Here is a 22,851-nt window from a genome sequence, read left to right on the forward strand (position 1 = left end):
GGCGGCGACGTCCCCTCCGTGATCGTGCGAGAAGTCACGACGCCGCTGGCGTCCACGGGGAGGTCGGGCGGGTTCCCGTCGTGGCTTCTCGCATGATCACGGTGGGGACTCGTGGAGCCGCCCACTCGAACGGGAGATGGCCATGTCGACGCACTTCGTCGATCGCGTCGTTCTGCACGCGTCCGGCGGTGACGGCGGCAACGGGTGCGCCTCGGTGCACCGCGAGAAGTTCAAGCCCCTCGGCGGCCCCGACGGCGGCAACGGCGGCCGCGGCGGCGACGTCGTCCTCGAGGTCGACCCGCAGGTCACGACGCTGCTCGACCTGCACCGCCGCCCGCACCGCAGCGCGCCCGACGGCCGCTTCGGCATGGGCGACCACCGCAGTGGCGCCGAGGGCGAGGACCTCGTCATCGGCGTGCCCGACGGCACGATCGTGCGCTCGGCCAAGGGCGAGCTGCTCGCCGACATGGTCGGCCCCGGGACCCGCTACGTCGTGGCCCCCGGCGGGCGCGGCGGCCTCGGCAACGCGGCCCTGGCCACCACCAAGCGCAAGGCCCCCGGCTTCGCCCTGCTCGGCGAGCCCGGTGAGGTGGTCGACGTCACCCTCGAGCTGAAGACCCTCGCCGACATCGCGCTCGTGGGCTTCCCCAGCGCCGGCAAGTCGAGCCTGGTCGCGGCGCTGTCCGCGGCCCGGCCCAAGATCGCCGACTACCCCTTCACGACCCTCGTCCCCAACCTCGGCGTCGTCGAGGCCGGCTCGACGCGGTTCACCGTCGCCGACGTCCCCGGTCTCATCCCCGGCGCCAGCGAGGGACGCGGCCTGGGCCTGGACTTCCTGCGCCACGTCGAACGCTGCGTCGCGCTCGTGCACGTCCTCGACGGCGCGAACCTGGAGTCCACGCGCGACCCGGTCTCCGACCTGGAGGCCATCGAGAAGGAGCTCGCGGCCTACACCGTCGACGACGGCACCGTCCCGCTGCAGGACCGGCCGCGGATCATCGTCATCAACAAGGCCGACGTGCCCGACGCGCGGGACATGGCCGACATCGTCCGCGAGGACCTCGAGAAGCGCGGCGACCCCGTGTTCGTCGTCTCCGCCGTGGCGCACACCGGTCTGCGCGAGCTGTCCTTCGCCATGGCCGAGCTCGTCGCCGCCTCCCGCGCCGCCGAACCCGCGGCCGTGCCGCAGCGCATCGTGCTGAACCCGCCGGCCGTCGACGAGTCCGGGTTCCGGGTCACGCGCGAGGAGTACGGCGAGGACCAGGTCCGGTTCCGGGTGCGCGGGGAGAAGCCGCGCCGGTGGGTCCGGCAGACGGACTTCACCAACGACGAGGCCGTCGGGTACCTCGCCGACCGCCTCGCGCGCCTGGGCGTCGAGGACGAGCTGTTCAAGGCCGGGGCGACGCCCGGCGCCGAGGTCGTCATCGGCGACGACGCGAACGCGGTCGTCTTCGACTGGGAGCCCACGATGGTCGCCGGGGCCGAGGTCCTGGGGCAGCGCGGGTCGGACCTGCGCCTGGAGGACCACTCCCGGCCCACGCGCGACGCCAAGCGCCAGCAGGAGCGCGAGCGCCGGGCCGCGAAGGCCGCCGCCCGCGGCGAGCTGGAGGCCGAGCGCCGGGCCGGGCACTGGACCTCCACCGACGAGGACGCCGGGGACACCGGGGACGACGACGGCGCATGAGCGTCCCGTCCGCGCTCGCCCGGCGCGAGGACCTCGCCGGTGCGCGCCGCGTCGTCGTCAAGGTCGGGTCGTCCTCGCTGACGACGGCCGCCGGGGGCCTGGACGCCTCCCGGCTGGACGCGCTCGTCGACGTGCTGGCCCGGCGCCGGGTCGGCGGCGGCGACGTCGTCCTCGTCTCCTCGGGGGCCATCGCCGCGGGCCTGGCGCCGTTGGGCCTGACCAAGCGGCCCCGCGACCTGGCCAGCCAGCAGGCGGCGGCCAGCGTCGGGCAGGGACTGCTGCTGGCGGAGTACGCGCGCGCCTTCGCGCACGCGGGGCTGACCGTGGGGCAGGTGCTGCTGACGGCCGAGGACGTGGTGCGGCGCACGCACTACGGCAACGCCCAGCGCACCCTGGAGCGGCTGCTGACGCTCGGGGTGGTGCCGGTGGTCAACGAGAACGACACCGTCGCGACCCACGAGATCCGCTTCGGCGACAACGACCGGCTGGCCGCGCTCGTCGCGCACCTGGTGCGGGCCGACGCCCTGGTGCTGCTGTCCGACGTCGACGCGCTGCACACTGCCCCGCCCTCGACGCCGGGCGCGCGGCGCATCCCCCTCGTGCGGGGCCCGGAGGACCTGGACGCGGTCACGGTCGGTGCGGCCGGGGCCGCGGGGGTGGGGACCGGGGGGATGACCACCAAGGTCGAGGCCGCCGGCATCGCGGTGTCCGCCGGGGTGCCCACCCTGCTCACCTCCGCCGCGCTGGCCGAGGAGGCGCTGGCGGGGCAGGACGTGGGGACGTGGTTCTCGGTGCCCGCGTCGCGTCGCGCCCGCCGCAGCACCCGGCAGCTGTGGCTGGCGCACGCCGCCGCCCCCGCCGGCCGGCTCGTCCTGGACGACGGGGCCGTGAAGGCGGTGCGGGGCAACCGCTCCTCCCTGCTGCCGGCGGGTGTCGTGGGGCTGGCGGGACGGTTCCGGGCGGGGGACCCGGTCGACCTCGTCGACGGAAACGGCCACGCCGTGGCCCGGGGACTGGTGAACTACTCCTCGGAGGAACTGCCGGAGATGCTGGGGCGGTCCACGCGCGAGCTGGCCCGGCAGTGGGGTGCGGCGTACGAGCGCGAGGTCGTGCACCGCGACCACTTGGTCCTCCTGGGGCGTTGAACCCGCAGCGACCCTCATCTCTCGGGCTGGAGGTTTCGAGCGTGGGGTCTGAGTCGCTGCCGCTGTGGTCGGTGACGCTGACGGTCGCCGGTGAGGCGGTGGACGTCTGCGAGGTCCGGGCCGCGCTGGACCGGCTGCTGGCCCAGCACCCGTTCCTGTCCAGCGTGCGCTACAGCGCGACGCGGGCGGAGCTGCGCTACTGGGACGAGGCCCGCGACGTCGACGACGCGGCCGCCATGGCGCTGCGGCTGTGGCCCGAGCACCGCGTCAGCGCGGGGTTGCCGGCGTGGTCGGTGGCGGGTCTGGAGGTCGTCGACCGGGCGACGGTGGAGCACCGCGCGCAGGCCACCGGCCGGCACCGGCGCGGGCTGTCCGCCCGCCGCCCCCGCACCCTGGACCTGATCGGCGACATCGCTCCCTGGTGAGGTGGGACGGGTTCCGGCACGTTGCCTCCCCGGTCCCGTTGAACGGGACCGGGGAGGCAACGTGCCGGAACGGACACCCTCGAAATCGTTCAACGATCCGGGGTGCGGGGCGTACGCTGACCGCATGACTCTCGCCGTGGACCCCAGTGTGGCCCCCGCCGTCTCCGTGCAGGACGCCGTCCTGGCCACCTGCCGAGCCGCCAAGGTCGCCTCCCGACCGCTGCGGGTCGCGACGCGGGCCACGAAGGACGCTGCGCTGCAGGCGATCGCGGACGCCCTGGAGGCTGCGACGGACCGCATCGTGGCCGCCAACGAGCAGGACCTCGCCCGCGGCCGGGCGCAGGGGACCGACGAGCACCTGCTGGACCGCCTCGCCCTGAGCCCCGAGCGCATCGCCGCCATCGCCGGCGCCGTCCGCGAGGTCGCCGCGCTGCCCGACCCCGTGGGGGAGGTCGTGCGCGGCTCGACGCTGCCCAACGGCCTGCGGCTGCGCCAGCTGCGCGTGCCCATGGGCGTCCTCGGCGTCGTCTACGAGGCCCGGCCCAACGTGACGGTCGACGTCGCGGTCCTCGCCCTCAAGAGCGGCAACGCCGTCGTCCTGCGCGGCGGGTCGGCTGCGATGAGCAGCAACACCGTCCTCGTCGAGGTCGTCCGCGGTGCCCTGGAGTCGGCCGGGCTGCCCGCCGACGCCGTCACCAGCATCGACGAGCACGGCCGCGACGGGGTCGGCGTCCTGCTCACCGCCCGCGGGCTCGTGGACCTCCTCGTCCCGCGCGGGGGAGCCGACCTCATCCAGCGCGTCGTGCGCGAGGCCACCGTCCCCGTCATCGAGACCGGCGTCGGCAACTGCCACGTCTACGTCGACGCCTCCGCGAACCTGGCCCGGGCCGTCGACGTCGTCCTGAACGCCAAGACCTCCCGCCCCAGCGTCTGCAACGCCGCCGAGACGGTGCTGGTCCACTCGGCGCTCGCGGCCGACTTCCTGCCGACCCTGCTGAGCGCCCTGCACGCCGCGGGCGTCGTCCTGCACGCCGACGAGCGGTCGCTGGCCGCCGCCCGGGTCGCGGACGTCCCCGCGCAGGCGGTGACCGACGAGGACTGGGCCGCGGAGTTCCACGGGCTCGAGATCGCCGTCGGCGTCGTCGACTCGGTCGAGGAGGCCGTCGAGCACATCGGGCGCTGGACGTCGGCGCACACCGAGGCCGTCCTGGCCACCGACATCCGCGTCACCGACTACTTCTGCGCCGCCGTCGACTCCGCGGTCGTGGCCGTCAACGCCTCGACGCGCTTCACCGACGGCGGGGAGTTCGGCCTGGGGGCCGAGGTGGGCATCTCGACGCAGAAGCTGCACGCGCGCGGCCCCATGGGCCTGGCGGAGCTGACGACGACGACCTGGCAGGTCCTCGGCGACGGTCACGTGCGGGTCTGACGGGACTCCTCGAGGGAGTCGCTGGCCACGAGGTAGGTGGGCCGGTTCTGCAGCTGCACGTAGAGCCGGCCCACGTACTCGCCCAGCACGCCCAGGCACAGCAGCTGCAGGGTGCCGACGCCCGCGACGACGGCCAGCGTCGACGTCCACCCCGGCACGGTCCGGCCGGCGACGAACGAGACGATCGCGTAGAGCAGCAGCAGGGACGTCAGCACCGCGCCGCCGAGGCCGAAGAACGTCGCGAGCCGCAGGGGAGCGGTCGAGGACCCCGTGATGGCGTCCAGCGACAGGCGCAGCATGCGGGCCAGGGGGTACTTCGTGCGCCCCGCGCCCCGCGCCTCGCGCACGTACCCGACCGTCGTGGAGGTGAACCCCAGGTCGGGGATCACGAGCCGCAGCACGCGGTGCGCCTCCGGCAGCTGCAGGACGGTGTCGACGACGACGCGGGTGGTGAACCGGAAGTCGCCGGCCTGCTCGGGGGCGCGACCGCCCAGTGCGCGCACCAGCCGGTAGAAGGCGGCCGCGGTCAGCCGCTTGGCCGGAGAGTCCACCGAGCGGTCCCGGCGCACGGCGTAGACGACGTCGTGACCCTCCTCGGCCGCGGCCAGCAGCCGGGGCAGCACCTCGGGCGGGTCCTGCAGGTCGGCGTCCATCGTCACCACCCCCGTGCGGCCCCGGGCCCGGGCCAGCCCCGCCGACAGCGCGGCCTGGTGGCCGGAGTTGGTGCGCAACCGCACGACCCGCAGCTGCGGCCAGTCCCGGCGCAGCCGCGCCAGCACGACGGGGGTGGCGTCGGCGCTGCCGTCGTCGACGACGAGCACCTCGTACCCGCCCAGGCCGTCCGCCACCAGGGCGTCCAGGACGGGCCGCAACCGGCCGGCGAGGACGGGCAGGACCTCCGCCTCGTCGAAGGCGGGCACCACCACCGACAGGGCCGGCCGATCGTCGGGGATCACACGGCGATCCTGCCGCAGCCGTCGCGGGGCGGACGTGCGAGACTGGCCCGCACGTTCGACCCGCACGCTTCACGGAGGACCCCATGCTGACCGCTCTCGTCGCCGAAGCCGCTCAGACGACCGAGGAGACCCACGGTGCGGGTCTGCCCTCGCCGTACGTCTTCGCGACCATCGCCTTCTGCGTGCTGGCGGCGCTGCTCATCGTGACGATGGGCTTCAAGAGCGTCGGGACCCGTCACTGACGTCCCCGGCGGACGGTCGCCGCCCGCGCCTCGGCGTCATGGGCGGCACCTTCGACCCGATCCACCACGGTCACCTGGTGGCGGCCAGCGAGGTGGCCGCCCGGTTCGAGCTCGACGAGGTCGTGTTCGTCCCCACCGGCCGGCCGTGGCAGAAGTCGCGCGGGGACATCGCCCCCGCCGAGCACCGCTACCTCATGACGGTCATCGCGACGGCGTCGAACCCGCGGTTCACGGTGTCGCGCGTCGACATCGACCGCGGCGGCTTCACCTACACGATCGACACCCTGCGCGAGCTGCACGACCTGCGGCCCGAGGCCGACCTCTTCTTCATCACGGGGGCCGACGCGCTGGCCCAGATCCTGCAGTGGAAGGACGTGGCCGAGCTCTGGTCGCTGGCCCACTTCGTCGGCGTCAGCCGCCCCGGTCACGCCCTGAGCGACGACGGTCTGCCGCTGGACGGCGTCAGCCTCCTGGAGGTCCCCGCCCTGTCGATCTCCTCCACCGACTGCCGCCGCCGCGTCGCCGACGGGCTGCCGGTCTGGTACCTCGTGCCGGACGGCGTCGTCCAGCACATCTCCAAGCACCGGCTGTACGCGCACGTGGACGGGGACCTCCCGGTCGCCGTGGGAGAATCAGAGGGCTGAACCGTCCCGAACACCCCTCCTAGGAGTCTCGTGCCTGCCTCCGACCGTTCTCTCGAGCTCGTGACCGCCGCTGCGGCAGCAGCTTCGGACAAGCTCGCGACCGACGTGATCGCGCTGGACGTCTCCGACCAGCTCTACATCACCGACGCCTTCCTGCTGGCCTCCGCCCCGAACGAGCGCCAGGTGCGCGCGATCGCCGAGGCCATCGAGGAGAAGCTCCTGCCCCTGGGCTCCAAGCCCGTCCGCCGCGAGGGCGAGCGCGAGGGCCGCTGGGTGCTGCTCGACTTCGTCGACGTCGTCGTGCACGTCCAGCACACCGAGGAGCGCGAGTACTACGCCCTCGAGCGCCTGTGGAAGGACTGCCCCCTCATCGAGCTGCCCGAGCACGCGGCGAGCGACGCCTCGGCCTGAGCCCGACGTCGTGAGCGCGCGTCGTGTCGTGCTCTGGCGGCACGGTCGCACCACCTTCAACGCCGAGAACCGCTTCCAGGGCCAGCTCGACGTCCCGCTGGACGACGTCGGGCGGGCCCAGGCCGCCGTGGCGGCCGCGCACCTCGCCGAGCAGCCCGTCGACGCCGTCGTCGCCTCGGACCTGTCCCGCGCCGTGGAGACCGCGCGGGCGCTGACGTCCCGCACGGGCCACGCGCTGCGCACCGACCCCGCGTTGCGCGAGGTCGACGCCGGAGCCTGGCAGGGGCTGCTGGGAGCCGAGATCGAGGCGCGCTGGCCCCGGGAGTACGCCGCCTGGCGCCGCGGCGACGACGTGCGCATGGGCGGCGGGGAGAACCGCCTGGAGCTGGGGACCCGGGTCGCCGAGGCCGTGGACCGGCACGCCCGCGCCGTCGAGGGCACCCTCCTGGTCGTGGCGCACGGGGCTGCGCTCAAGGCCGGCGTCCTGCGGCTCGTGGGCCTGCCCACCTCGGCCACGACCGCGCTGGCCGGCTTCCGCAACTGCCACTGGGCGGTGCTGACCCGGCGGGGCCACGGCTGGGTCCTGGAGGAGTGGAACGCGGGCCCGTCGGGTGCTGCCGTGGGCGCCGAGGGCTGAGGTGGTCACCAGCACCCCCGCCGGTGCGGTAGTGTTCTCTTCGTCGCCAGGGGGAGACCCAGGGTGATGAACGAAGCAAGGGGCTGTGGCGCAGCTGGTAGCGCACCTCCATGGCATGGAGGGGGTCAGGGGTTCGAATCCCCTCAGCTCCACCTCAGAAGGGTCCGGACGAGAGTCCGGGCCCTTCGTCGTCCCCGGCGGGTCCGCCTCACCAGGTGCGGTCCAGGCCCTCGAGCAGGGCCACCACGACCTGCGTCACCGCGCTGCGCGAGCCGAGCACCGCGGGCTGCCCCGCCCGCACGGTGGCCGCCACGAGCACCTGCCGCCGCCCGCGCCGGGCCGTCCCGACGAGGGCGGCGGTCCCGTAGCGGCCCGAGGCGACGGCGTGCGTCACGGCCCAGCCGCCGGTCAGGCCCGTCGTCGGGAGCAGGTCCAGCAGCTGCGACCGGGCACCCGGCGCCAGGGCGCGGCCGAGCAGCAGCGCTCCGTAGGTCCGGGCCAGCGCCGCGGTCGTGGTGGTGTCCTGGGGGTCCCAGGGGGCGCCCGTGCACGAGTCCGGGGCGGCGCGGTCGACCCGGGTGCGCCGGTCGCCGAGGCGGCGGCAGAACGCGGTGAGCGCCGCCGCGCCCCCGGCCCGGGCCACCAGCAGGTTGGTCGCGGTGGCGTCGGCCCGGCGCAGGGCGGCGTCGCCGAGCTGGGCGACCGACAGCCCGTCCTGTACGTGCCAGGCGCACACGGGGGAGGACCTGACGAGCTGGGTGGCGCTGTAGCGCACCCGTCCCGTGAGGGCGTGGGGCCCGCGGTCGGACAGCAGCAGGCCGAGCGCCAGTCCGGCGGACAGCGTCAGGACGGGACGGGCCTCGTCGGCGCGGTGCCGGGCGCCGCGGCCGGAGAACAGGTCCTCCGCCCAGAACGTGACCTCGTCGGGGGCGAGGCCCGTGGCGGCGAGGATCCCGGTGCCGATCCCGGCCCGCACCACCTGCCGGCGGGTCGCTGCGCGCGAGACGTCCACGTCCCGCCTCCTTCGTCGAGGAGCACCAGGGTGCGCCGACCCGGGCCCGAACACCAGGCCCGAGCCCCCGGTGGGTGCGGCACCGCACCGGGAACCCGGGCCGAGGGCTCAGACCGAGGGCTTCCAGCCCAGCGCCGGCGCGACGTGCTCGACGATCGAGCTCATGAGGTGGGCGTTGTAGTCGACCCCGAGGGCGTTCGGGATCGTCACCAGCAGCGTGTCGGCCTCGCGCACGGCCGCGTCCTTGGCGAGGTCCTCGGCCACCTGGTCGGGGTCGCCCGCGTAGGTCTTGCCGAACCGGGCCAGACCCGGCTCGCCGAGGGAACCCACCTGGTCGGTGGAGCCGCGGTCCCGGCCGAAGTAGGCCTCGTCGAGGTCGTTGACGATGGGCATGACGCTGCGGGACACCGAGACCCGAGGCTCGCGCTCCCAGCCCGACTCCTTCCACACCTGCCGGAACAGGGCGATCTGCTCGGCCTGCAGCTCATCGAAGGGAATGCCGGTGTCCTCGGTGAGCAGGGTCGAGCTCATGAGGTTCATGCCCTGCTCGGCCGTCCACCGGGCGGTCTCGCGGGTGCCCGAACCCCACCAGATCCGGTCGGCGAGGCCGGGGGACTGCGGCAGGATCGGCAGCGTCACGCTGCGGCCGGTCATGCGCGGGTTCGACTCCGCGACGCCGGCGCCGGCGATGGCGCGGCGGAAGACGTCGGTGTGCCGGCGGGCCATGTCGGCCTCGGTCTCACCGTCGGCGGGGACGTACCCGAAGGTGGCCGGGCCGTGCAGGGCGGGCTCGGGTGATCCCCGGCTCACGCCGAGCTGGAGGCGGCCCCCGGACAGCAGGTCCGTCATGGCCGCCTCCTCGGCGGCGTACAGCGGGTTCTCGTACCGCATGTCGATGACGCCCGTGCCGAGCTCGATCCGGCTGGTGCGGGCCGCCATGGCCGCCAGGACCGGGTACGGAGCGGCCTGCTGGCGGGCGAAGTGGTGCACCCGCACGTAGGCGCCGTCGAAGCCGAGCTCCTCGGCGGCGACCGCGAGCTCGACGGTCTGAACGAGGGCCTCGCGCGCGGTCCGGGCGGCCGAGCCCTGGACCGGCTGGTAGTGCCCGAAGGACAGGAATCCGATGCGCTTCACGTGGTCATTGAACCATCAACAAGTCGAGTCTGTTCCACACTGTGACGGTGATCTCCAAGGACACCCAGCTCTGCCTGTCACTGTCGGGCCGCCCCAGCAACCTCGGCACCCGCTTCCACAACTTCCTCTACGCCGAACTCGGCCTCGACTTCGTCTACAAGGCCTTCACCACCGACGACCTGCCCGCCGCGATCGGCGGCATCCGGGCCCTGGGCATCCGCGGCGCCGGGATCTCCATGCCCTACAAGGAGGACGTCATCGCCCTCGTCGACGAGCTGGAGGCCTCCGCCGCCGCCATCGACTCCGTCAACACGATCGTCAACACCGGCGGCCGGCTCGTCGCGCACAACACCGACTACCTCGCCGTGGTGACCCTGCTCGCCGAGCACGGCATCACCCCGGACGGGACGGGGCGGGGCCCCGCGGCCGTCCTCGGCAGCGGCGGCATGGCCAAGGCCTGCCTCGCCGCGCTGCGCGACACCGGCTTCGACGACCTGCTCGTCGTCGCCCGCAACGAGACCACCGGTGTGCCCCTGGCCGCGCAGTACGGCGCCCGCTGGCTGCCCGCGCTGGGGGCCGAGCGCCCCGCGCTGGTCCTGAACGCCACCCCCGTGGGCATGGCCGGCGGACCCGCCGAGCACGACCTGCCCGTCGCCCGCGAGGTCGTCGAGGCCGCCCGGGCCGTCTTCGAGGTCGTCGCCGTCCCCGAGGACACCCCCCTCGTCCGCCTGGCCCGCGAGCTCGGGCGGACCGTCGTGACGGGCACCGAGGTCGCCGCCCTGCAGGCCGCCGAGCAGTTCGCGCTGTACACCGGCGTCCGTCCGAGCCCCGACCAGGTGCGCCGAGCGGGTGAGTTCTCCCGCCGTCCGGTGTGAGGAGCGCCCCGTGGGGCCCTGCGCGCGGGAGGATCGTGACGTGTCCTCGTCGCCCTCCCCGTCGTCCTCGTCATCGTCGTCGTCACCCTCTCGCCGTCTCCAGGCGGACGCGCGCGCTGCCGACGTCGAAGGGGTGATGAGCCCGCCCGGTCCCGACGCGCCCGGTCCCGCCGTGCCCGTGGTCCACCCGCAGCGGGCCAGCAGCGCCTCGGGTGGGCGGGGGCTGGGCGCCGCGCTGCTGCTCGTGCCTGCGCTCGGTGCCGTCGCCGTGACGCTGGCCGCCGTGCTCGCCTCGTCGACGACCGCCCTCGTCGTGGCGCTGGCCGCCGCGGGGGTCCTCGTGGTCGTGCTGGCCGTGGCCCTGGCCGGCAGCGTGCGCGCCCACCGGCAGGCCGAGCGCAGCGCCGACCAGCTGCTGTCGGCGCTGGAGACCGCCCGCGACGAGAACGTCAACGACGCCGTGACCGGCCTGCTCAACCGCCGCGGCCTGCTGCTGGTGGGCCACCAGGTCCTGGAGTCCGCGCGCCGCTCCGGCGGTGCCGTGCACGCCTGCGTCGTCGAGGTCACCCCGGGCGTCCGGCTCGGGGAGGGGGCGCGGACGGCCGACGACGTCCGCCTGCAGCGCGAAGCCGAGTGGGCCGCCGCGGCGGCCGCGCTGCGCGGCGCGACCCGCACCTCCGACGTCGTGGCCCGCGAGGGCGAGGGGCGGTTCATCGTCCTGGGCCCCGGTGCCGGGCTGCACGCCCAGGAGCTGGAGCGGCGCATCCGCGTCGGCCTGGCCCAGGGCCGCCTGGCCGGCGGCGGGGACCGCACGGCGCGCCTGGCCGTCGAGGTCGGCGCCTCCGTGCTGGCCCCCTGGGACGAGGGCGGGGTCGCCGACCTGCTGGTCCGTGCCGAGCAGGCCCTCGCGCAGCGCCGGGCGTTGCGCCGCAGCGCCCCCCAGCACGGGTGGGGGCGCCGGCGCAGCGACCGCAGCGCGCGCCCCGAGCAGCGGCCCTGACCTGCGCGCCGTCCCCTCCCTGCGCTCGGGCCGACCCCGACGCGCAGGTCGTCGACGGCGCCTGCAGTAGGCTTGCCCCCGTGTCGTCCCGTCGACTTCCCAGCCGGCGCTGAGCTGCTGCAGATCGCAGGTGCTCGCGTCGTGACCCCTCCTGCGTGAGGGGTCTTTCGCTGTTCCAGGGCAAGTTCGGGGTGCGGGAGCACGACAGCACCGGGAGGACGAGATGACGCAGGACGTTGGGCAGCACGCCCAGGAGCAGACCGAGGAGCAGGACGGCCAGCGCTACGACGCGTTCGCCCTGCAGGACAAGTGGTTGCCGGTCTGGGACGAGCTGAAGCCGTTCCGCAGCGGGGAGCCGGGGGACACCCGGCCCAAGAAGTACGTGCTCGACATGTTCCCCTACCCCTCCGGCGACCTGCACATGGGCCACGCCGAGGCGTACGCGCTGGGTGACGTCATCGCGCGGTACTGGCTGCAGCGCGGTTTCGACGTCATGCACCCCATCGGCTGGGACGCGTTCGGGCTGCCGGCCGAGAACGCCGCCATCAAGCGCGGCCTGGACCCGCGGCGGTGGACGTACGACAACATCGCCCAGCAGCGCGCCTCGATGCGCCGCTACGCGTGCTCGTTCGACTGGGACCGCGTCCTGCACACGTCCGACCCCGAGTACTACAAGTGGAACCAGTGGCTGTTCCTGAAGCTGTACGAGAAGGGCCTGGCCTACCGCAAGGACTCCCTGGTCAACTGGGACCCGGTCGACCAGACGGTCCTGGCCAACGAGCAGGTGCTGCCCGACGGCACGTCGGAGCGCTCCGGTGCGAAGGTCGTGAAGAAGAAGCTGACCCAGTGGTACTTCCGGATCACCGAGTACGCCGACCGGCTGCTGGACGACCTGGACACCCTGGAGGGCCAGTGGCCCGCCAAAGTCATCTCGATGCAGCGCAACTGGATCGGGCGCTCCACCGGCGCTGAGGTCGAGTTCGCCATCGAGGGCCGCGACGAGCCGGTCACCGTCTACACGACCCGTCCCGACACCTTGCACGGTGCGACGTTCATGGTCGTGGCCGCCGACTCCGACCTGGCCGAGGAACTGGCCGCCGGGTCGGCGCCGGAGGTCCGCGAGCAGTTCGAGGCCTACCGCACCCGGGTGCAGGAGACCTCCGACATGGACCGGCTGGCCTCCGAGCGCGAGAAGACCGGCGTCGACCTGGGCCGCTTCGCGCTCAACCCCGTCAACGGCGAGAAGCTGCCGATCTGGGCCGCCGACTACGTCCTGGCCGACTACGGCACGGGCGCCATCATGGCCGTCCCCGCCCACGACCAGCGGGACCTGGACTTCGCGCGCACCTTCGGCCTGCCCGTGCGGGTCGTCGTCGACGTGCGCGACGGCGACGGGAACCCGCTGCCCGACCCGGCCGTGTCCGGCGAGGCGACCGCGGGCGACGGCGTGCTGGTCAACTCCGGCCCGCTGGACGGGCTGGACAAGAAGGCCGGCATCGCGCAGGCGATCGAGCTGCTGGCCGAGCAGGGCAAGGGCCGGCCGGCGAAGAACTACCGGCTGCGCGACTGGCTGATCTCCCGGCAACGCTACTGGGGCACCCCCATCCCGATCGTGCACACCGAGACCGGTGAGGTCCCCGTCCCCGAGGACCAGCTGCCCGTCCTGCTGCCGCCGTCGGAGGGGCTGAACCTCACCCCCAAGGGCACCTCCCCGCTGGGGGCGGCCGAGCACTGGGTGAACGTGCCCAGCCCCGTCGACGGCAGCCCCGCGCGCCGGGACCCGGACACGATGGACACCTTCGTGGACTCCTCCTGGTACTACCTGCGGTTCGTGTCCCCGCACGACGACACCAAGGCGTTCGACACGGACCTGATCGGCCAGTGGGGCCCGATCGACCAGTACGTCGGCGGCGTGACCCACGCGATCCTGCACCTGCTGTACGCGCGGTTCATCACCAAGGTGCTGCACGACCTGGGCTACGTGCCCTTCGACGAACCCTTCACCCGCCTGCTGAACCAGGGCATGGTGCAGATGGAGGGCTCGGCGATGAGCAAGTCGAAGGGCAACATCGTCCGGCTCTCCGACCAGCTGGAGGAGCACGGCGTCGACGCGATCCGGCTGACGATGGCGTTCGCGGGCCCGCCCGAGGACGACATCGACTGGGCCGACGTGTCCCCGTCGGGGTCGGCGAAGTTCCTGGGCCGGGCGTGGCGGCTGGCGCGCGACGTGACCTCGGCCGCGGGGGCCGACCCGGCGACGGGTGACCTGGCCCTGCGGCAGGTGACGCACCGGACGCTGCACGAGGTCGCCCAGCACGTCGAGGCGTACCGCTTCAACGTCGCCGTCGCCCGCGTCATGGAACTGGTCAACGCGACCCGCAAGGCCATCGACTCCGGTCCCGGCGCGGGCGATGCGGCCGTGCGGGAGGCCACCGAGGCCGTCGCGATCGTGCTGTCCCTGTTCGCCCCGTACGTGGCCGAGGACATGTGGTCGTTGCTGGGCCACGAACCGGCCGTCGCCCGTGCCGGCTGGCCCGCGGTCGACGAGGCGCTGCTGGTCGAGGACACCGTGACGTGCGTCGTGCAGGTCAAGGGCAAGGTCCGCGACCGTCTGGAGGTGGCGCCCGACATCACGGCCGAGGCGTTGCAGGAACTGGCGATGGCCTCGGACAAGGTGCGCGCCGCGATCGAGGGCCGGAGCGTGCGGACCGTCATCGTCCGCGCGCCGAAGCTGGTCAACGTCGTCACCGCCTGACCCGTGCCGGTGACCGTCCTGCCGCCGCCCACCCCGCGCCTCGTGCTGCGGCGGTGGACGGCGGCCGACCGCGGACCCTTCGCGGCGCTGAACGCCGACCCGGAGGTCATGCGGTACTTCCCGTCGGTGCTGGACCGGGCGGCCTCGGACGCGCTGGCCGACTACTGCGACGGGTGCTTCGACCGGCTGGGTTTCGGTCTGTCCGCCGTGGAGCACGCGGGGGAGTTCGTCGGTTTCACCGGGCTGCACCGGATGCGCTGGTACCCCGACGAGGTGGAGATCGGCTGGCGGCTGGCCCGCCCCGCCTGGAACCGGGGGTTCGCGACCGAGGCGGCGCGCGCCTGGGTCGAGGTCGCCCGCGGGCTGGGCCTGCCGCGCCTGATCTCGATCGTCGACCCGGACAACGCGGCCAGCCTCGCTGTGACCCGCAAGCTCGGGATGGTCGAGGGCTGGCGGGCCGAGGAGGAGGGGCGCCCGCACGTGGTGACGGTCCTGGAGCTCTGAGGCCGGCGCGGACGACGAGGTCGTCGCACGTTCCACGACCGGCTGCGCGCGGACCCCGGAGGCGCTAGAACCAGCCTGTGCGACGCGAGCGCGAGGCGACGGCCCCGGTGGCGGACGGACGGGCCGGCGGCCCGTCGCTGACCGTCGTGTACACGGGCGAGCAGGACGAGGTCTACGACTTCCCCGCCGAGGGCTGCCGGCGCACCTTCGGCCGCGACGACGAGCGGTGCGACATCGTCGTCTGGTCCGCCCTCAACGGCTCGGACCTGGCGCGGGTGGCCGGCGTGGTCTTCCGCATGGACGGGGAGCTGTGGCTGCGCAACCTCGCCCTGAGCCACGCGCTGCGGGTGCAGGTGCCCGGACGGCCCCCCGAACCGGACCTGCCGCCGCGCCGCTCGGACGCCGACCGGGGCCCCGCCCGGTCGCTGCCCGGACCGGTGTGCACCGTCCTGGGCCCCGACGGCTGCGAGCTGCTGGTGCGCCAGGAAGCGCACCCCCGGCCCGATCCCGCCGGGCGGGCCGGGGTCCTGCCGGGTTCCCCCACCCGGTTCGAGGTCCCGGCCGTGCCGGACCACCTGCGGGCGGTCGCGGTCGCTGTGTGCGCGCCCCTGCTGCGCGGGGAGCGGTTCCCCGCCTCCTACAGCGAGGTGGCGGTGACGCTGCGGCTGCGCAGCGCGCGCACGGCCCGGCGGCTGGTCGACGAACTGTGCGACTGCTGCGCCCCCGCTCACCCCGTCCCCGGTGAGCGCCCGCCGGGAGACCGCCGGACGCTGAGGCTGCCGGCCTACTACGACCTGGCGCACGTCCTCGTCGCCCACCACCGCATCGACACCGACGACCTGCGCCTGCTGCCGTCCCCGCCCACCGACGGGACGGCCCGGTCGTGAGCGCGCCCGGCGCCGGCGCACCGCTGGCCGCGCACCCCGACCTGGAGGTCCTGGGCGTCCTGGGCACCGGAGGGGTGGGCACCGTCCACCGCGTCCGGGACGTCGCCTCCGGTGCGCTGCTGGCGTGGAAGGTGTGGCACGAGCCGCTCAGCGAGCACGACCACCGGCGCTTCGAGGCCGAGTGCGCCCTGCACACCGCACTGTCCGGGCACCCGCACGTGACCCGGCTCGTCGGGCACGCCCGGCCCGGACCCGGTGAGCGTGCCTGGATCACGACCGAGCTGCACGAGACGTCGCTGCAGGACTGGCTGGCCGAGCACCGCCCGACGTCCACCCAGTGGCACGTCCTCGTGACGGACCTGCTGTCCGGTCTGGGGGCCGTCCACGCCGCCGGGCACGTCCACCGCGACGTGAAACCCGCCAACGTCCTGCTGAGGGCGGGACGCTGGTCGTTGACCGACCTCGGGCTGGTGATGCCCGTCGACGGCACGACGCGCGACGCGCCGGCGGGCACGCCGTACTACCTCGCCCCCGAACTGGGCCGCCCCGGGGCCGTGCCCGGGCCGCGCAGCGACGTCTACTCCACCGCGCTGACCCTGCTGCAGGTGCACGACCGCCTCGCCGACCCCGAGAACCTGCCCCCGGCGGTCGAGCGGGTCCTGACCCGGGCCGCCTCGGTGCACCCGGCCGACCGGCCCGCCGACGCCCACGACCTGCACCGGCGGCTCGTGGCGGCCGCCGCGGGGCAGGCTCCGGCCGGCGTCCCGCCCGTCCCCACCGGTGCGGCGAGGGACCGGACCCGGCGCGAGGTGCGGCTGAGCGCGCTGGGAGCCGCCCTCGTCGCCTGCCTCGTGCTGACGGGCAGCACCGCCGCGAGCACGACGGCTGCCGGCTGCCCGGTGACGACCACCGTCGACGCGGTGGTCCCCGGCCCCGGACCCGGTCTCACCGAGGTCAGCCACCTCGGCTACGCCGTCCACGGTCACCTCTCCCTGGAGCTGTCGGGCCGGGTCGCGCCGGAGCTGGTCGCGGCCGGCCCTGGGTCGCTGTGGATCGTCTCCTTCCCCCGGCGCCTGCCCGTCGGCCACGACGGGCGACCCGGCAGCCAGACGTGGTACCCGCTGGGCGTGGTGCGGCCCGACGGGGACGGCTGCTTCCAGACCGACCCGCTGCAGCTCAGCTCCTACGCCGCGGCCCAGGGCATCGTGTTCGACGTGGCCCTGGCCCGCCTGAGCCCCCAGCGGCAGCGGCAGGCCACGGCGTGGCTCGCGGAGAACTCCGCGGACGGGTGGCGGCCCCTGCCGGCCGACGTGGAGCCGTTGAGCACGTTCGTCGTCGACTCCGGGCCGTTCGAGGTGCTCTGAGCCCCGGTCCCGTCAAGGGCAGGGCTGCCGGTGAGGGCCGGGACCGTCACCCGTTTGGATGAGCGCTCCGGTCACCGGGTGCAGGTGGTCACGAGGGGGGTCACCTGCGCCGGTGCCCGACGTGCCACCCCACCGGCCCGCGGAGGACCCCATGCGCGCACGACCCCGCTCCACCGGCCCGCGCCACCGCCGCCCGCAGCGCGGCCTGTCGCGGCTCGCCCTCGCGCTGGCCGTGGCCCTGGCGCCCGTCACGGTCGCCGCCGGGCCGCCGTCGACCGCCGTCGCGGCCGCCCGGGCCGTCACGGCCCCCTCCGCCCCCACCTCGGTGACCGTGACGACCTCCGGGACGTCGGCGACGCTGTCCTGGGGCGCACCGGCCGGCACCGGGGGCGCCGCGATCACCGGCTACGTCGTGGCCCGCGACGGCAAGGACTCCACCGGGTACGGCGCCTGGAGCGGCACGGTCGCCGCCACCGCCCGGTCGGCGACCTTCAACCAGCTCGTCCCCGGCGCCACCTACCGGCTGTCCGTACGGGCCGTGAACTCCGCCGGGGCGGGGACGAGCACCACGGTCGCGGTGACGATGACCTCTGCGACGGCGCTCGCGAGCGCCCCGACGTCCGTGACGGTGACCCCCGCGGCGAGCGGCGGCACCGCGACCCTGGCCTGGGCGCCCCCGAAGGCCTCCGGCGGCGCCGCCGTCTCGGGGTACCGGGTCGCCCGCGACGGGACCGACAGCACCGGCACCGGGGCGTGGAGCACGACGGTGGCGGCCACGGCGCGCCAGCAGCTCTTCGGCAACCTCGTCCCCGGCCGGACGTACACCTTCACCGTCGCCGCCGTCACGTCGCTCGGCACCGGGACGGCTGCCGCGGTCACGGCCGTCGTCCCCACCCCCTCGCCCTCCGGCCAGCCGATGCCCGTGGGGAACCTGACCGGCTGGAAGCAGGTCTTCGCCGAGGACTTCACCGCCGACCTGCCCCCGGGCGGGTGGCCGGGGGCGTACTCGGGACGGTTCGAACCCTACGACTGGGGAACCCCCGACACCGGGAAGCAGGGCGTCTGGAAGACCTCCAAGGTGTTCTCCGCCAAGGGCGGCGTCGGTGACTACTACCTGCACAGCGAGAACGGCGTCCCGCAGTCGGCGGCGCTGATCCCGAAGGTGGGCGGCAAGAACGCCGACCAGGTGTACGGCCGGTACTCGGTGCGCTTCAGGGTGGACCCCGGGATGGCCGGCTGGTCCAGCGCCTGGCTGCTGTGGCCGCAGGACGACGGCGACCCGGCCACCAGCGAGTGGCCGGACAAGGGGGAGATCGACTGGCCCGAGGGCGAGCTCGACGGCGAGATCCAGGGGTTCATGCACTACGCGAACCCGGCAGGCGGCCAGGACGACTTCCACTCCGGCGTCGCTTTCAACTCCGGGTGGCACACGACGACGACCGAGTGGACCGCGGGGCAGGTGAAGTTCTTCCTCGACGGCCGGCTCGTGGGCACGTCCACCCGTCAGGTGCCCGCCGGCCCCATGCACTGGGTCCTGCAGTCCGAGACCGCGTACGGGAAGAAACCCACGACGGCGGGGCACATCCAGATCGACTGGGTCGTGCAGTACGCGCCAGCCTGAGGTGGGGCGGGACGCACGTCCGCCGCCGCGGTGCCACCGAACGGCAGCGACGAACGACGGGAGGTTGCGATGGTGCAGCGGAGTCGACGGATCGGCACGTTCACGCCCGTGGTGGTGACGTGCGCCCGAGCGGGTGGGGTGGGGGAGACCGCCCTCACGACGGGTGGGGGACTCCCTCTGCGCCTTCGCTTTCGAGGCCGGTGACGCCGGGCACAGGCAACAGGGCGGTCAGGGCCGAGGTAGGCACTACGACGAGCGCGGAAGGTTCGCTGTCGTCAAGCGGGCGAACTGTACGGCTGCCAGGAGCCTCGGGGGTTGAGTTCAGGTGAGCCACTTCCAGCGCAGACACAGGCGCGGCTCGGGCGCCGACGTAGACGTCGGGCAAGGTGCACTGCGTTGCGCGAACCGAGCCGTCGTACGCCTGGAGGCACCTGACCTCGAGGGCGGACGGCTCAGCGTTCGTGTGGTCGGGGAGGGCTCTTCGTTGGCCCTGACCACTGGCTGGCCTCGGTCGCGGCGAGGGCCTGCTGATTGAAGTCTGCCTCGAAGCTGGTGTCGCCCTGACGCCCGAGGGGCTGTGCTGGGCGGGAGTGCGACCCGTATCTCGCGGCGACGCCGTTCCTGTGGCGGTCAGTCTCAGATACAGCTGCGCGTATTCAGTGTCGCGTGGATCCGGAAGCGCTGATCCGCCGAGGCGGGTCAGCGAGAGGACCCCCTCATCGCTGCCGCAGCCTCGTGCAGTTCTCGCGAAAAAGCCTTCGAGAGGGCTTGCCGCGACCCGTGCTCCGAACTGAGTGCACTTCGAAGACGAACAACAGGCGACCTGGAGGTTGACATGCATCTCGCGAAACGTTCTTGGATGAGCATTCCGGTGCTCATCTCTGCCCTTGTGGCAACGATGCTGATGAGTCCCTCCTCGGCGAACGCAGAGCCCAAGACGCTGCGGATCGTCGCCGTAGGTGATTCTTACACCGCGGGCAACGGTGCGGGGAACTACGAAGACACCGACTGCTTCAGGAGCAAAGACAACTGGTCGAGCCTGTACGCGCAGGGACGTGTCTCGCGCGGCCAGACCGTCCTCTACGACAACGCGGCCTGCAGTGGCTCCACCATCAGCGCGCTCGTGAATGGCACGAACTGGAACCCCGCAACTGGTTCATACAGCGCCAGCAAGGGGGGAATCCAGATATCTCACCTGGGAACCCGTACGGACATGGTCCTCATGACGTTCGGTGGGAATGATGCAGGATTCGCCACGATCGTCAGCGACTGCTTGGTCAAAATCTTGCCCAACTACTGCAACACTGCACTCAACCGAGCCGAGAGGCTCACGAGCGACGGCACGATCAGCAACTCCCTCGCAGAGGCGGTCAGGCGCATCCGTCAGGCGACGCGAACCGATACGCAGATCGTCATCATGGGTTATCCACCGTTGGTTGCGCCCAACTGCCTCGGCGTACTTCCAGGTGTGCAGGTGGCTCATCGCATCCGTAAACTGAGCGACAAAGCGGACGAGATTCAGCAGGCTGTCGTCGATGCTGCCGCAAGATCGAACCCGAACATCAAGTTCATCCCCGTCAGCGGAACCTTCAAGTGGCACGCCCCCGGCAATGCTCTACCCGCTCCGACGTGTTCGGTGAACCCCGTGACGTGGGTCAATCAGTTCCCGGCGCTCGATACTTCGAAAGTGCCCACCTGGTACCACCCCAACAGCGACGGACAGCGGGAGTACGCGCGGCTGTTGACGGAAGCTTTTCCGTCATGGACCCCCGCTTCCTGGGCCGGTGCCGGGGGTGGTGGCAGCGTGGGCACCCCGACCCCTGCCAACAAGGTCCCGTCGGCGGCTTTCTCCTCCGTGCGAGTCGATGGAGTTCCTGGCAAGGTGAACCTGGACGCGAGTGCGTCCTCGGACCCGGACGGCAGCATCGCCAGGTACGAGTGGCTCTACAAGGGCGCGGTCGTCGCCACGGGCAAGACCGCGTCGTACGCCTTCGGCACCGCCGACCGGGCGCCGTCGGTGACGCTGCGCGTGACGGACGACAAGGGGGCTGCGGCGACGACGGTCAAGACGCTCAGCCTGCCCAACCGCGCACCCGTCATCGGCCGGCCCAACCCCGCCGACGGCACGATCGTGGGCACCAACCGGCCCGTGCTCAGCACGACGGTCACCGATCCCGACGGTGATGCCGTGGGCTTCACCTACCGGATCACGGGGTACATGGTCGACAAGTCCTCCGGTCCCGTCTCGGGCGGGTGGACGGTTCCGGCCAGCACCCTGGACCCGGGGACGAAGTACGACTGGACCGTCACCGTGACCGACGGGCAGGGCGGCTCGGCCTCGGCCGGGCGCAGCCTGACCGTCGCCATGCTGCCCACCGCCGCCGACGTCATCGCCACCCCCTCGGGCAAGGGGTACTGGCAGGTGGCCAGCGACGGAGGTGTCTTCACCTACGGCGACGCGCAGTTCTACGGTTCGGTGCCCGGCATCCCGTTGCACCTGACGAACATCATGGGCATGGCCCGCACGCCCTCGGGCAAGGGGTACTGGGTCGTCGGGTCCGACGGGGGCGTGTTCAGCTTCGGGGACGCCGGTTTCTACGGCTCGCTGCCCGGCATCGGCGTCCACGTCGGCAACATCGTCGACATGGTGCCCACCAAGACCGGCCGCGGGTACTGGCTCGTGGGGTCCGACGGCGGGGTCTTCAGCTTCGGGGACGCGCAGTTCTTCGGGTCGATGGGTGGGCAGCCCCTGAACCGGCCGGTCGTCGGGATGGCGGCCACGGCCAGCGGCAACGGGTACTGGCTCGTGGCCGCTGACGGAGGTGTCTTCTCCTTCGGGGACGCCCCGTTCTACGGATCGATGGGCGGGCAACCCCTCAGCTACCCCGTCGTCGACATGGACGTGACCCCGGACGGTGGCGGGTACTGGATGACGGCCGAGGACGGCGGGGTGTTCACCTTCGGCAACGCCCAGTTCTACGGGTCGATGGGCGGCAAACCGCTGAACGGCCGGGTGACCGGCATGGCCGTGACCCCCACGGGCCGGGGGTACTGGCTCAACGCCTGCGACGGCGGGGTGTTCACCTTCGGGGACGCGCCGTTCCTGGGGTCGAACCCGACGTACATGTGCCGGGGGACCAACCAGGGGTAGGAGCCCGGTGGTGCCCGGGCGGGACGTCGGTCCTGCCCGGGCGGGGCGCCCGCACCGCGCGACGGTCTGCGGGCCGCCTCACACCCGCGTGGCGAGCAGGTCCCGCACGGTGCGGGGTTCGCGGCCCAGCAGGTCGCCCAGCGCCGGGTCGGTCCCGGCGAAGAACCCGGCGCGCGCGGCCTGGAAGTACGACAGCACGAACCGGGCCATCGGCTCGGGGGTGCCCGCGGCCACCGAGTCCGCGACCCACTCCTCGTCGTCCACGACGACGCGGCGGACGGTGCGGCCGGTCAGCTCGGTCAGGACCGCCGCGATGTCCTCGAACGTCACCGCCTCGCGCGCGGTGAGGGTGACGGGCCCGTCCACGGGGGCCCCGGCCAGCAGGACGGCCGCGGCGTCGGCCGCGTCCTCGCGGTGCGTCCACGACGTGGGTCCGTCGGCGGGGGCGGCGATGGTGCCGGTCCGCTGCCAGGGTCCGAGGAACCAGTCGAGGGAGTGGGCGTAGAACCCGTTGCGCAGCGACGTCCACGCGACCCCGGACTCGGCCAGGGCCGCTTCGGTCCCGGCGTGGTCGCGGCCGGGATGGAAGGGCGTGTCGGGGTGGGCGCCCTGGTGGCTGGTGTACAGCACCCGCCGGGCGCCGACGGCCTGCGCCGCCTCGATCCCGTTGCGGTGGAGCGCGACGCCGTCGGCGTGCGGGTCGCTCGTGGACACGAGCAGCACCTGCTCGGCGTCCTCGAAGGAGTGCCGCAGGGCGGCGGGGTCGGTGTAGGAGCCCTGGCGCACGCGCACCCCGCGCTCGGCCAGGGACTGCGCCCTGGTCACGTCGCGGACGCTGACGCCGATCCGGTCGGCGGGCAGGACCTCCAGCAGCTTCTCGGTGGTGCGGCCGTTCAGCGCGCCGGTCGCGCCGGTGGTGACGATCACGGGGTCCTCCTGGTATCGGTGGTTGCGTTTGAACGCTAACGCTGGAAA

The 22,851-nt window shown here is 73.6% G+C and carries 20 protein-coding genes, 1 tRNA gene and 1 pseudogene; 18 read left to right on the forward strand and 4 right to left on the reverse strand.

Features of this window, described 5'->3' with window-relative positions; translation table 11 throughout:
- Positions 1 to 142 precede the first annotated feature (142 nt).
- The 4 genes from obgE to CLV37_RS05065 all read left to right on the forward strand — a co-directional run bounded on the left by obgE (position 143) and on the right by CLV37_RS05065 (position 4,683).
- Positions 143 to 1,684 carry a GTPase ObgE gene (obgE, locus tag CLV37_RS05050; protein ID WP_106208524.1) on the forward strand — a complete coding sequence of 514 codons (1,542 nt, stop codon included), beginning with the start codon at positions 143 to 145 and terminating at the stop codon, positions 1,682 to 1,684.
- Positions 1,681 to 2,829: a glutamate 5-kinase gene (gene proB, locus CLV37_RS05055; protein WP_106207791.1), complete on the forward strand. Its 1,149-nt coding sequence runs from the start codon at positions 1,681 to 1,683 to the stop codon at positions 2,827 to 2,829. The genes obgE and proB overlap by 4 nt, the downstream gene beginning before the upstream one ends.
- Positions 2,830 to 2,870: 41 nt before the next feature.
- Complete coding sequence (locus CLV37_RS05060; RefSeq protein ID WP_106207793.1) at positions 2,871 to 3,254, forward strand: hypothetical protein; 384 nt, start codon at positions 2,871 to 2,873, stop codon at positions 3,252 to 3,254.
- Between the two features lie 124 nt (positions 3,255 to 3,378).
- Positions 3,379 to 4,683 (forward strand): glutamate-5-semialdehyde dehydrogenase, encoded by a 1,305-nt coding sequence (locus CLV37_RS05065; protein WP_106207795.1) that lies wholly within the window; start codon positions 3,379 to 3,381, stop codon positions 4,681 to 4,683.
- Here the strand turns inward: CLV37_RS05065 and CLV37_RS05070 are convergent.
- Entirely contained in the window at positions 4,668 to 5,636 is a 969-nt protein-coding gene (locus CLV37_RS05070) for a glycosyltransferase (protein ID WP_106208526.1), read from the reverse strand. The two genes, CLV37_RS05065 and CLV37_RS05070, sit on opposite strands and share 16 nt — an antisense overlap.
- A gap of 86 nt (positions 5,637 to 5,722) precedes the next feature.
- Here CLV37_RS05070 and CLV37_RS27390 point away from each other — a divergent pair, with 86 nt between their 5' ends.
- From CLV37_RS27390 to CLV37_RS05090, 5 genes are all read left to right on the forward strand, one after another.
- Positions 5,723 to 5,881 (forward strand): hypothetical protein, encoded by a 159-nt coding sequence (locus CLV37_RS27390; RefSeq protein WP_170127057.1) that lies wholly within the window; start codon positions 5,723 to 5,725, stop codon positions 5,879 to 5,881.
- Complete coding sequence (nadD, locus tag CLV37_RS05075; RefSeq protein WP_106208528.1) at positions 5,878 to 6,525, forward strand: nicotinate-nucleotide adenylyltransferase; 648 nt, start codon at positions 5,878 to 5,880, stop codon at positions 6,523 to 6,525. The genes CLV37_RS27390 and nadD overlap by 4 nt, the downstream gene beginning before the upstream one ends.
- Before the next feature lie 30 nt (positions 6,526 to 6,555).
- A complete protein-coding gene (rsfS, locus tag CLV37_RS05080) occupies positions 6,556 to 6,936 on the forward strand; it encodes a ribosome silencing factor (protein ID WP_106207797.1) in 381 nt (126 codons plus the stop codon).
- A gap of 10 nt (positions 6,937 to 6,946) precedes the next feature.
- Positions 6,947 to 7,573 carry a histidine phosphatase family protein gene (locus CLV37_RS05085; RefSeq protein ID WP_106207799.1) on the forward strand — a complete coding sequence of 209 codons (627 nt, stop codon included), beginning with the start codon at positions 6,947 to 6,949 and terminating at the stop codon, positions 7,571 to 7,573.
- A gap of 79 nt (positions 7,574 to 7,652) precedes the next feature.
- Positions 7,653 to 7,725, forward strand: a tRNA-Ala gene (locus tag CLV37_RS05090).
- 56 nt (positions 7,726 to 7,781) lie between these two features.
- Here the strand turns inward: CLV37_RS05090 and CLV37_RS05095 are convergent.
- On the reverse strand, positions 7,782 to 8,585 hold the full coding sequence (locus CLV37_RS05095; protein WP_170127061.1) for a serine hydrolase: 804 nt from the start codon (positions 8,583 to 8,585) through the stop codon (positions 7,782 to 7,784).
- Positions 8,586 to 8,693: 108 nt separating this feature from the next.
- Complete coding sequence (locus CLV37_RS05100; protein ID WP_106207803.1) at positions 8,694 to 9,719, reverse strand: LLM class flavin-dependent oxidoreductase; 1,026 nt, start codon at positions 9,717 to 9,719, stop codon at positions 8,694 to 8,696.
- A 41-nt stretch (positions 9,720 to 9,760) separates the two neighbouring features.
- Between CLV37_RS05100 and CLV37_RS05105 the strand changes: the two genes are divergently transcribed.
- From CLV37_RS05105 to CLV37_RS29290, 9 genes and pseudogenes are all read left to right on the forward strand, one after another.
- A complete protein-coding gene (locus tag CLV37_RS05105) occupies positions 9,761 to 10,594 on the forward strand; it encodes a shikimate 5-dehydrogenase (RefSeq protein WP_106207805.1) in 834 nt (277 codons plus the stop codon).
- A 136-nt stretch (positions 10,595 to 10,730) separates the two neighbouring features.
- Positions 10,731 to 11,594: a diguanylate cyclase domain-containing protein gene (locus CLV37_RS05110; protein ID WP_146149299.1), complete on the forward strand. Its 864-nt coding sequence runs from the start codon at positions 10,731 to 10,733 to the stop codon at positions 11,592 to 11,594.
- 223 nt (positions 11,595 to 11,817) lie between these two features.
- Entirely contained in the window at positions 11,818 to 14,349 is a 2,532-nt protein-coding gene (leuS, locus tag CLV37_RS05115; protein ID WP_106207810.1) for a leucine--tRNA ligase, read from the forward strand.
- Between the two features lie 3 nt (positions 14,350 to 14,352).
- Entirely contained in the window at positions 14,353 to 14,853 is a 501-nt protein-coding gene (locus tag CLV37_RS05120) for a GNAT family N-acetyltransferase (RefSeq protein ID WP_211298409.1), read from the forward strand.
- A 77-nt stretch (positions 14,854 to 14,930) separates the two neighbouring features.
- Positions 14,931 to 15,740 (forward strand): hypothetical protein, encoded by an 810-nt coding sequence (locus CLV37_RS05125; protein WP_106207812.1) that lies wholly within the window; start codon positions 14,931 to 14,933, stop codon positions 15,738 to 15,740.
- Positions 15,737 to 17,104 (forward strand): protein kinase domain-containing protein, encoded by a 1,368-nt coding sequence (locus CLV37_RS05130; RefSeq protein WP_106207814.1) that lies wholly within the window; start codon positions 15,737 to 15,739, stop codon positions 17,102 to 17,104. The genes CLV37_RS05125 and CLV37_RS05130 overlap by 4 nt, the downstream gene beginning before the upstream one ends.
- 151 nt (positions 17,105 to 17,255) lie before the next feature.
- Positions 17,256 to 18,725, forward strand: coding sequence for a fibronectin type III domain-containing protein (locus CLV37_RS05135; RefSeq protein WP_170127062.1), 1,470 nt, complete (start codon positions 17,256 to 17,258; stop codon positions 18,723 to 18,725).
- A gap of 904 nt (positions 18,726 to 19,629) precedes the next feature.
- Positions 19,630 to 20,403: pseudogene (locus tag CLV37_RS29285) on the forward strand (SGNH/GDSL hydrolase family protein); the annotation flags it as partial.
- 204 nt (positions 20,404 to 20,607) lie between these two features.
- Positions 20,608 to 21,876, forward strand: coding sequence for a PKD domain-containing protein (locus tag CLV37_RS29290; protein WP_245885259.1), 1,269 nt, complete (start codon positions 20,608 to 20,610; stop codon positions 21,874 to 21,876).
- 78 nt (positions 21,877 to 21,954) lie between these two features.
- Here CLV37_RS29290 and CLV37_RS05145 read toward each other — a convergent pair whose 3' ends face one another.
- Positions 21,955 to 22,803 (reverse strand): NAD(P)H-binding protein, encoded by an 849-nt coding sequence (locus CLV37_RS05145; RefSeq protein WP_106207821.1) that lies wholly within the window; start codon positions 22,801 to 22,803, stop codon positions 21,955 to 21,957.
- Positions 22,804 to 22,851: the final 48 nt, after the last annotated feature.

This window comes from Kineococcus rhizosphaerae (assembly GCF_003002055.1).
Lineage (GTDB): Bacteria > Actinomycetota > Actinomycetes > Actinomycetales > Kineococcaceae > Kineococcus > Kineococcus rhizosphaerae.

Excerpts from the sequence above, each read along its gene's own strand:
- obgE (WP_106208524.1), top strand. The coding sequence starts at position 143 with ATGTCGACGCACTTCGTCGATCGCGTCGTTCTGCACGCGTCCGGCGGT.
- proB (WP_106207791.1), top strand. The coding sequence starts at position 1,681 with ATGAGCGTCCCGTCCGCGCTCGCCCGGCGCGAGGACCTCGCCGGTGCG.
- CLV37_RS05065 (WP_106207795.1), top strand. The coding sequence starts at position 3,379 with ATGACTCTCGCCGTGGACCCCAGTGTGGCCCCCGCCGTCTCCGTGCAG.
- CLV37_RS27390 (WP_170127057.1), top strand. The coding sequence starts at position 5,723 with ATGCTGACCGCTCTCGTCGCCGAAGCCGCTCAGACGACCGAGGAGACC.
- CLV37_RS05110 (WP_146149299.1), top strand. The coding sequence starts at position 10,731 with ATGAGCCCGCCCGGTCCCGACGCGCCCGGTCCCGCCGTGCCCGTGGTC.
- leuS (WP_106207810.1), top strand. The coding sequence starts at position 11,818 with ATGACGCAGGACGTTGGGCAGCACGCCCAGGAGCAGACCGAGGAGCAG.
- CLV37_RS05135 (WP_170127062.1), top strand. The coding sequence starts at position 17,256 with ATGCGCGCACGACCCCGCTCCACCGGCCCGCGCCACCGCCGCCCGCAG.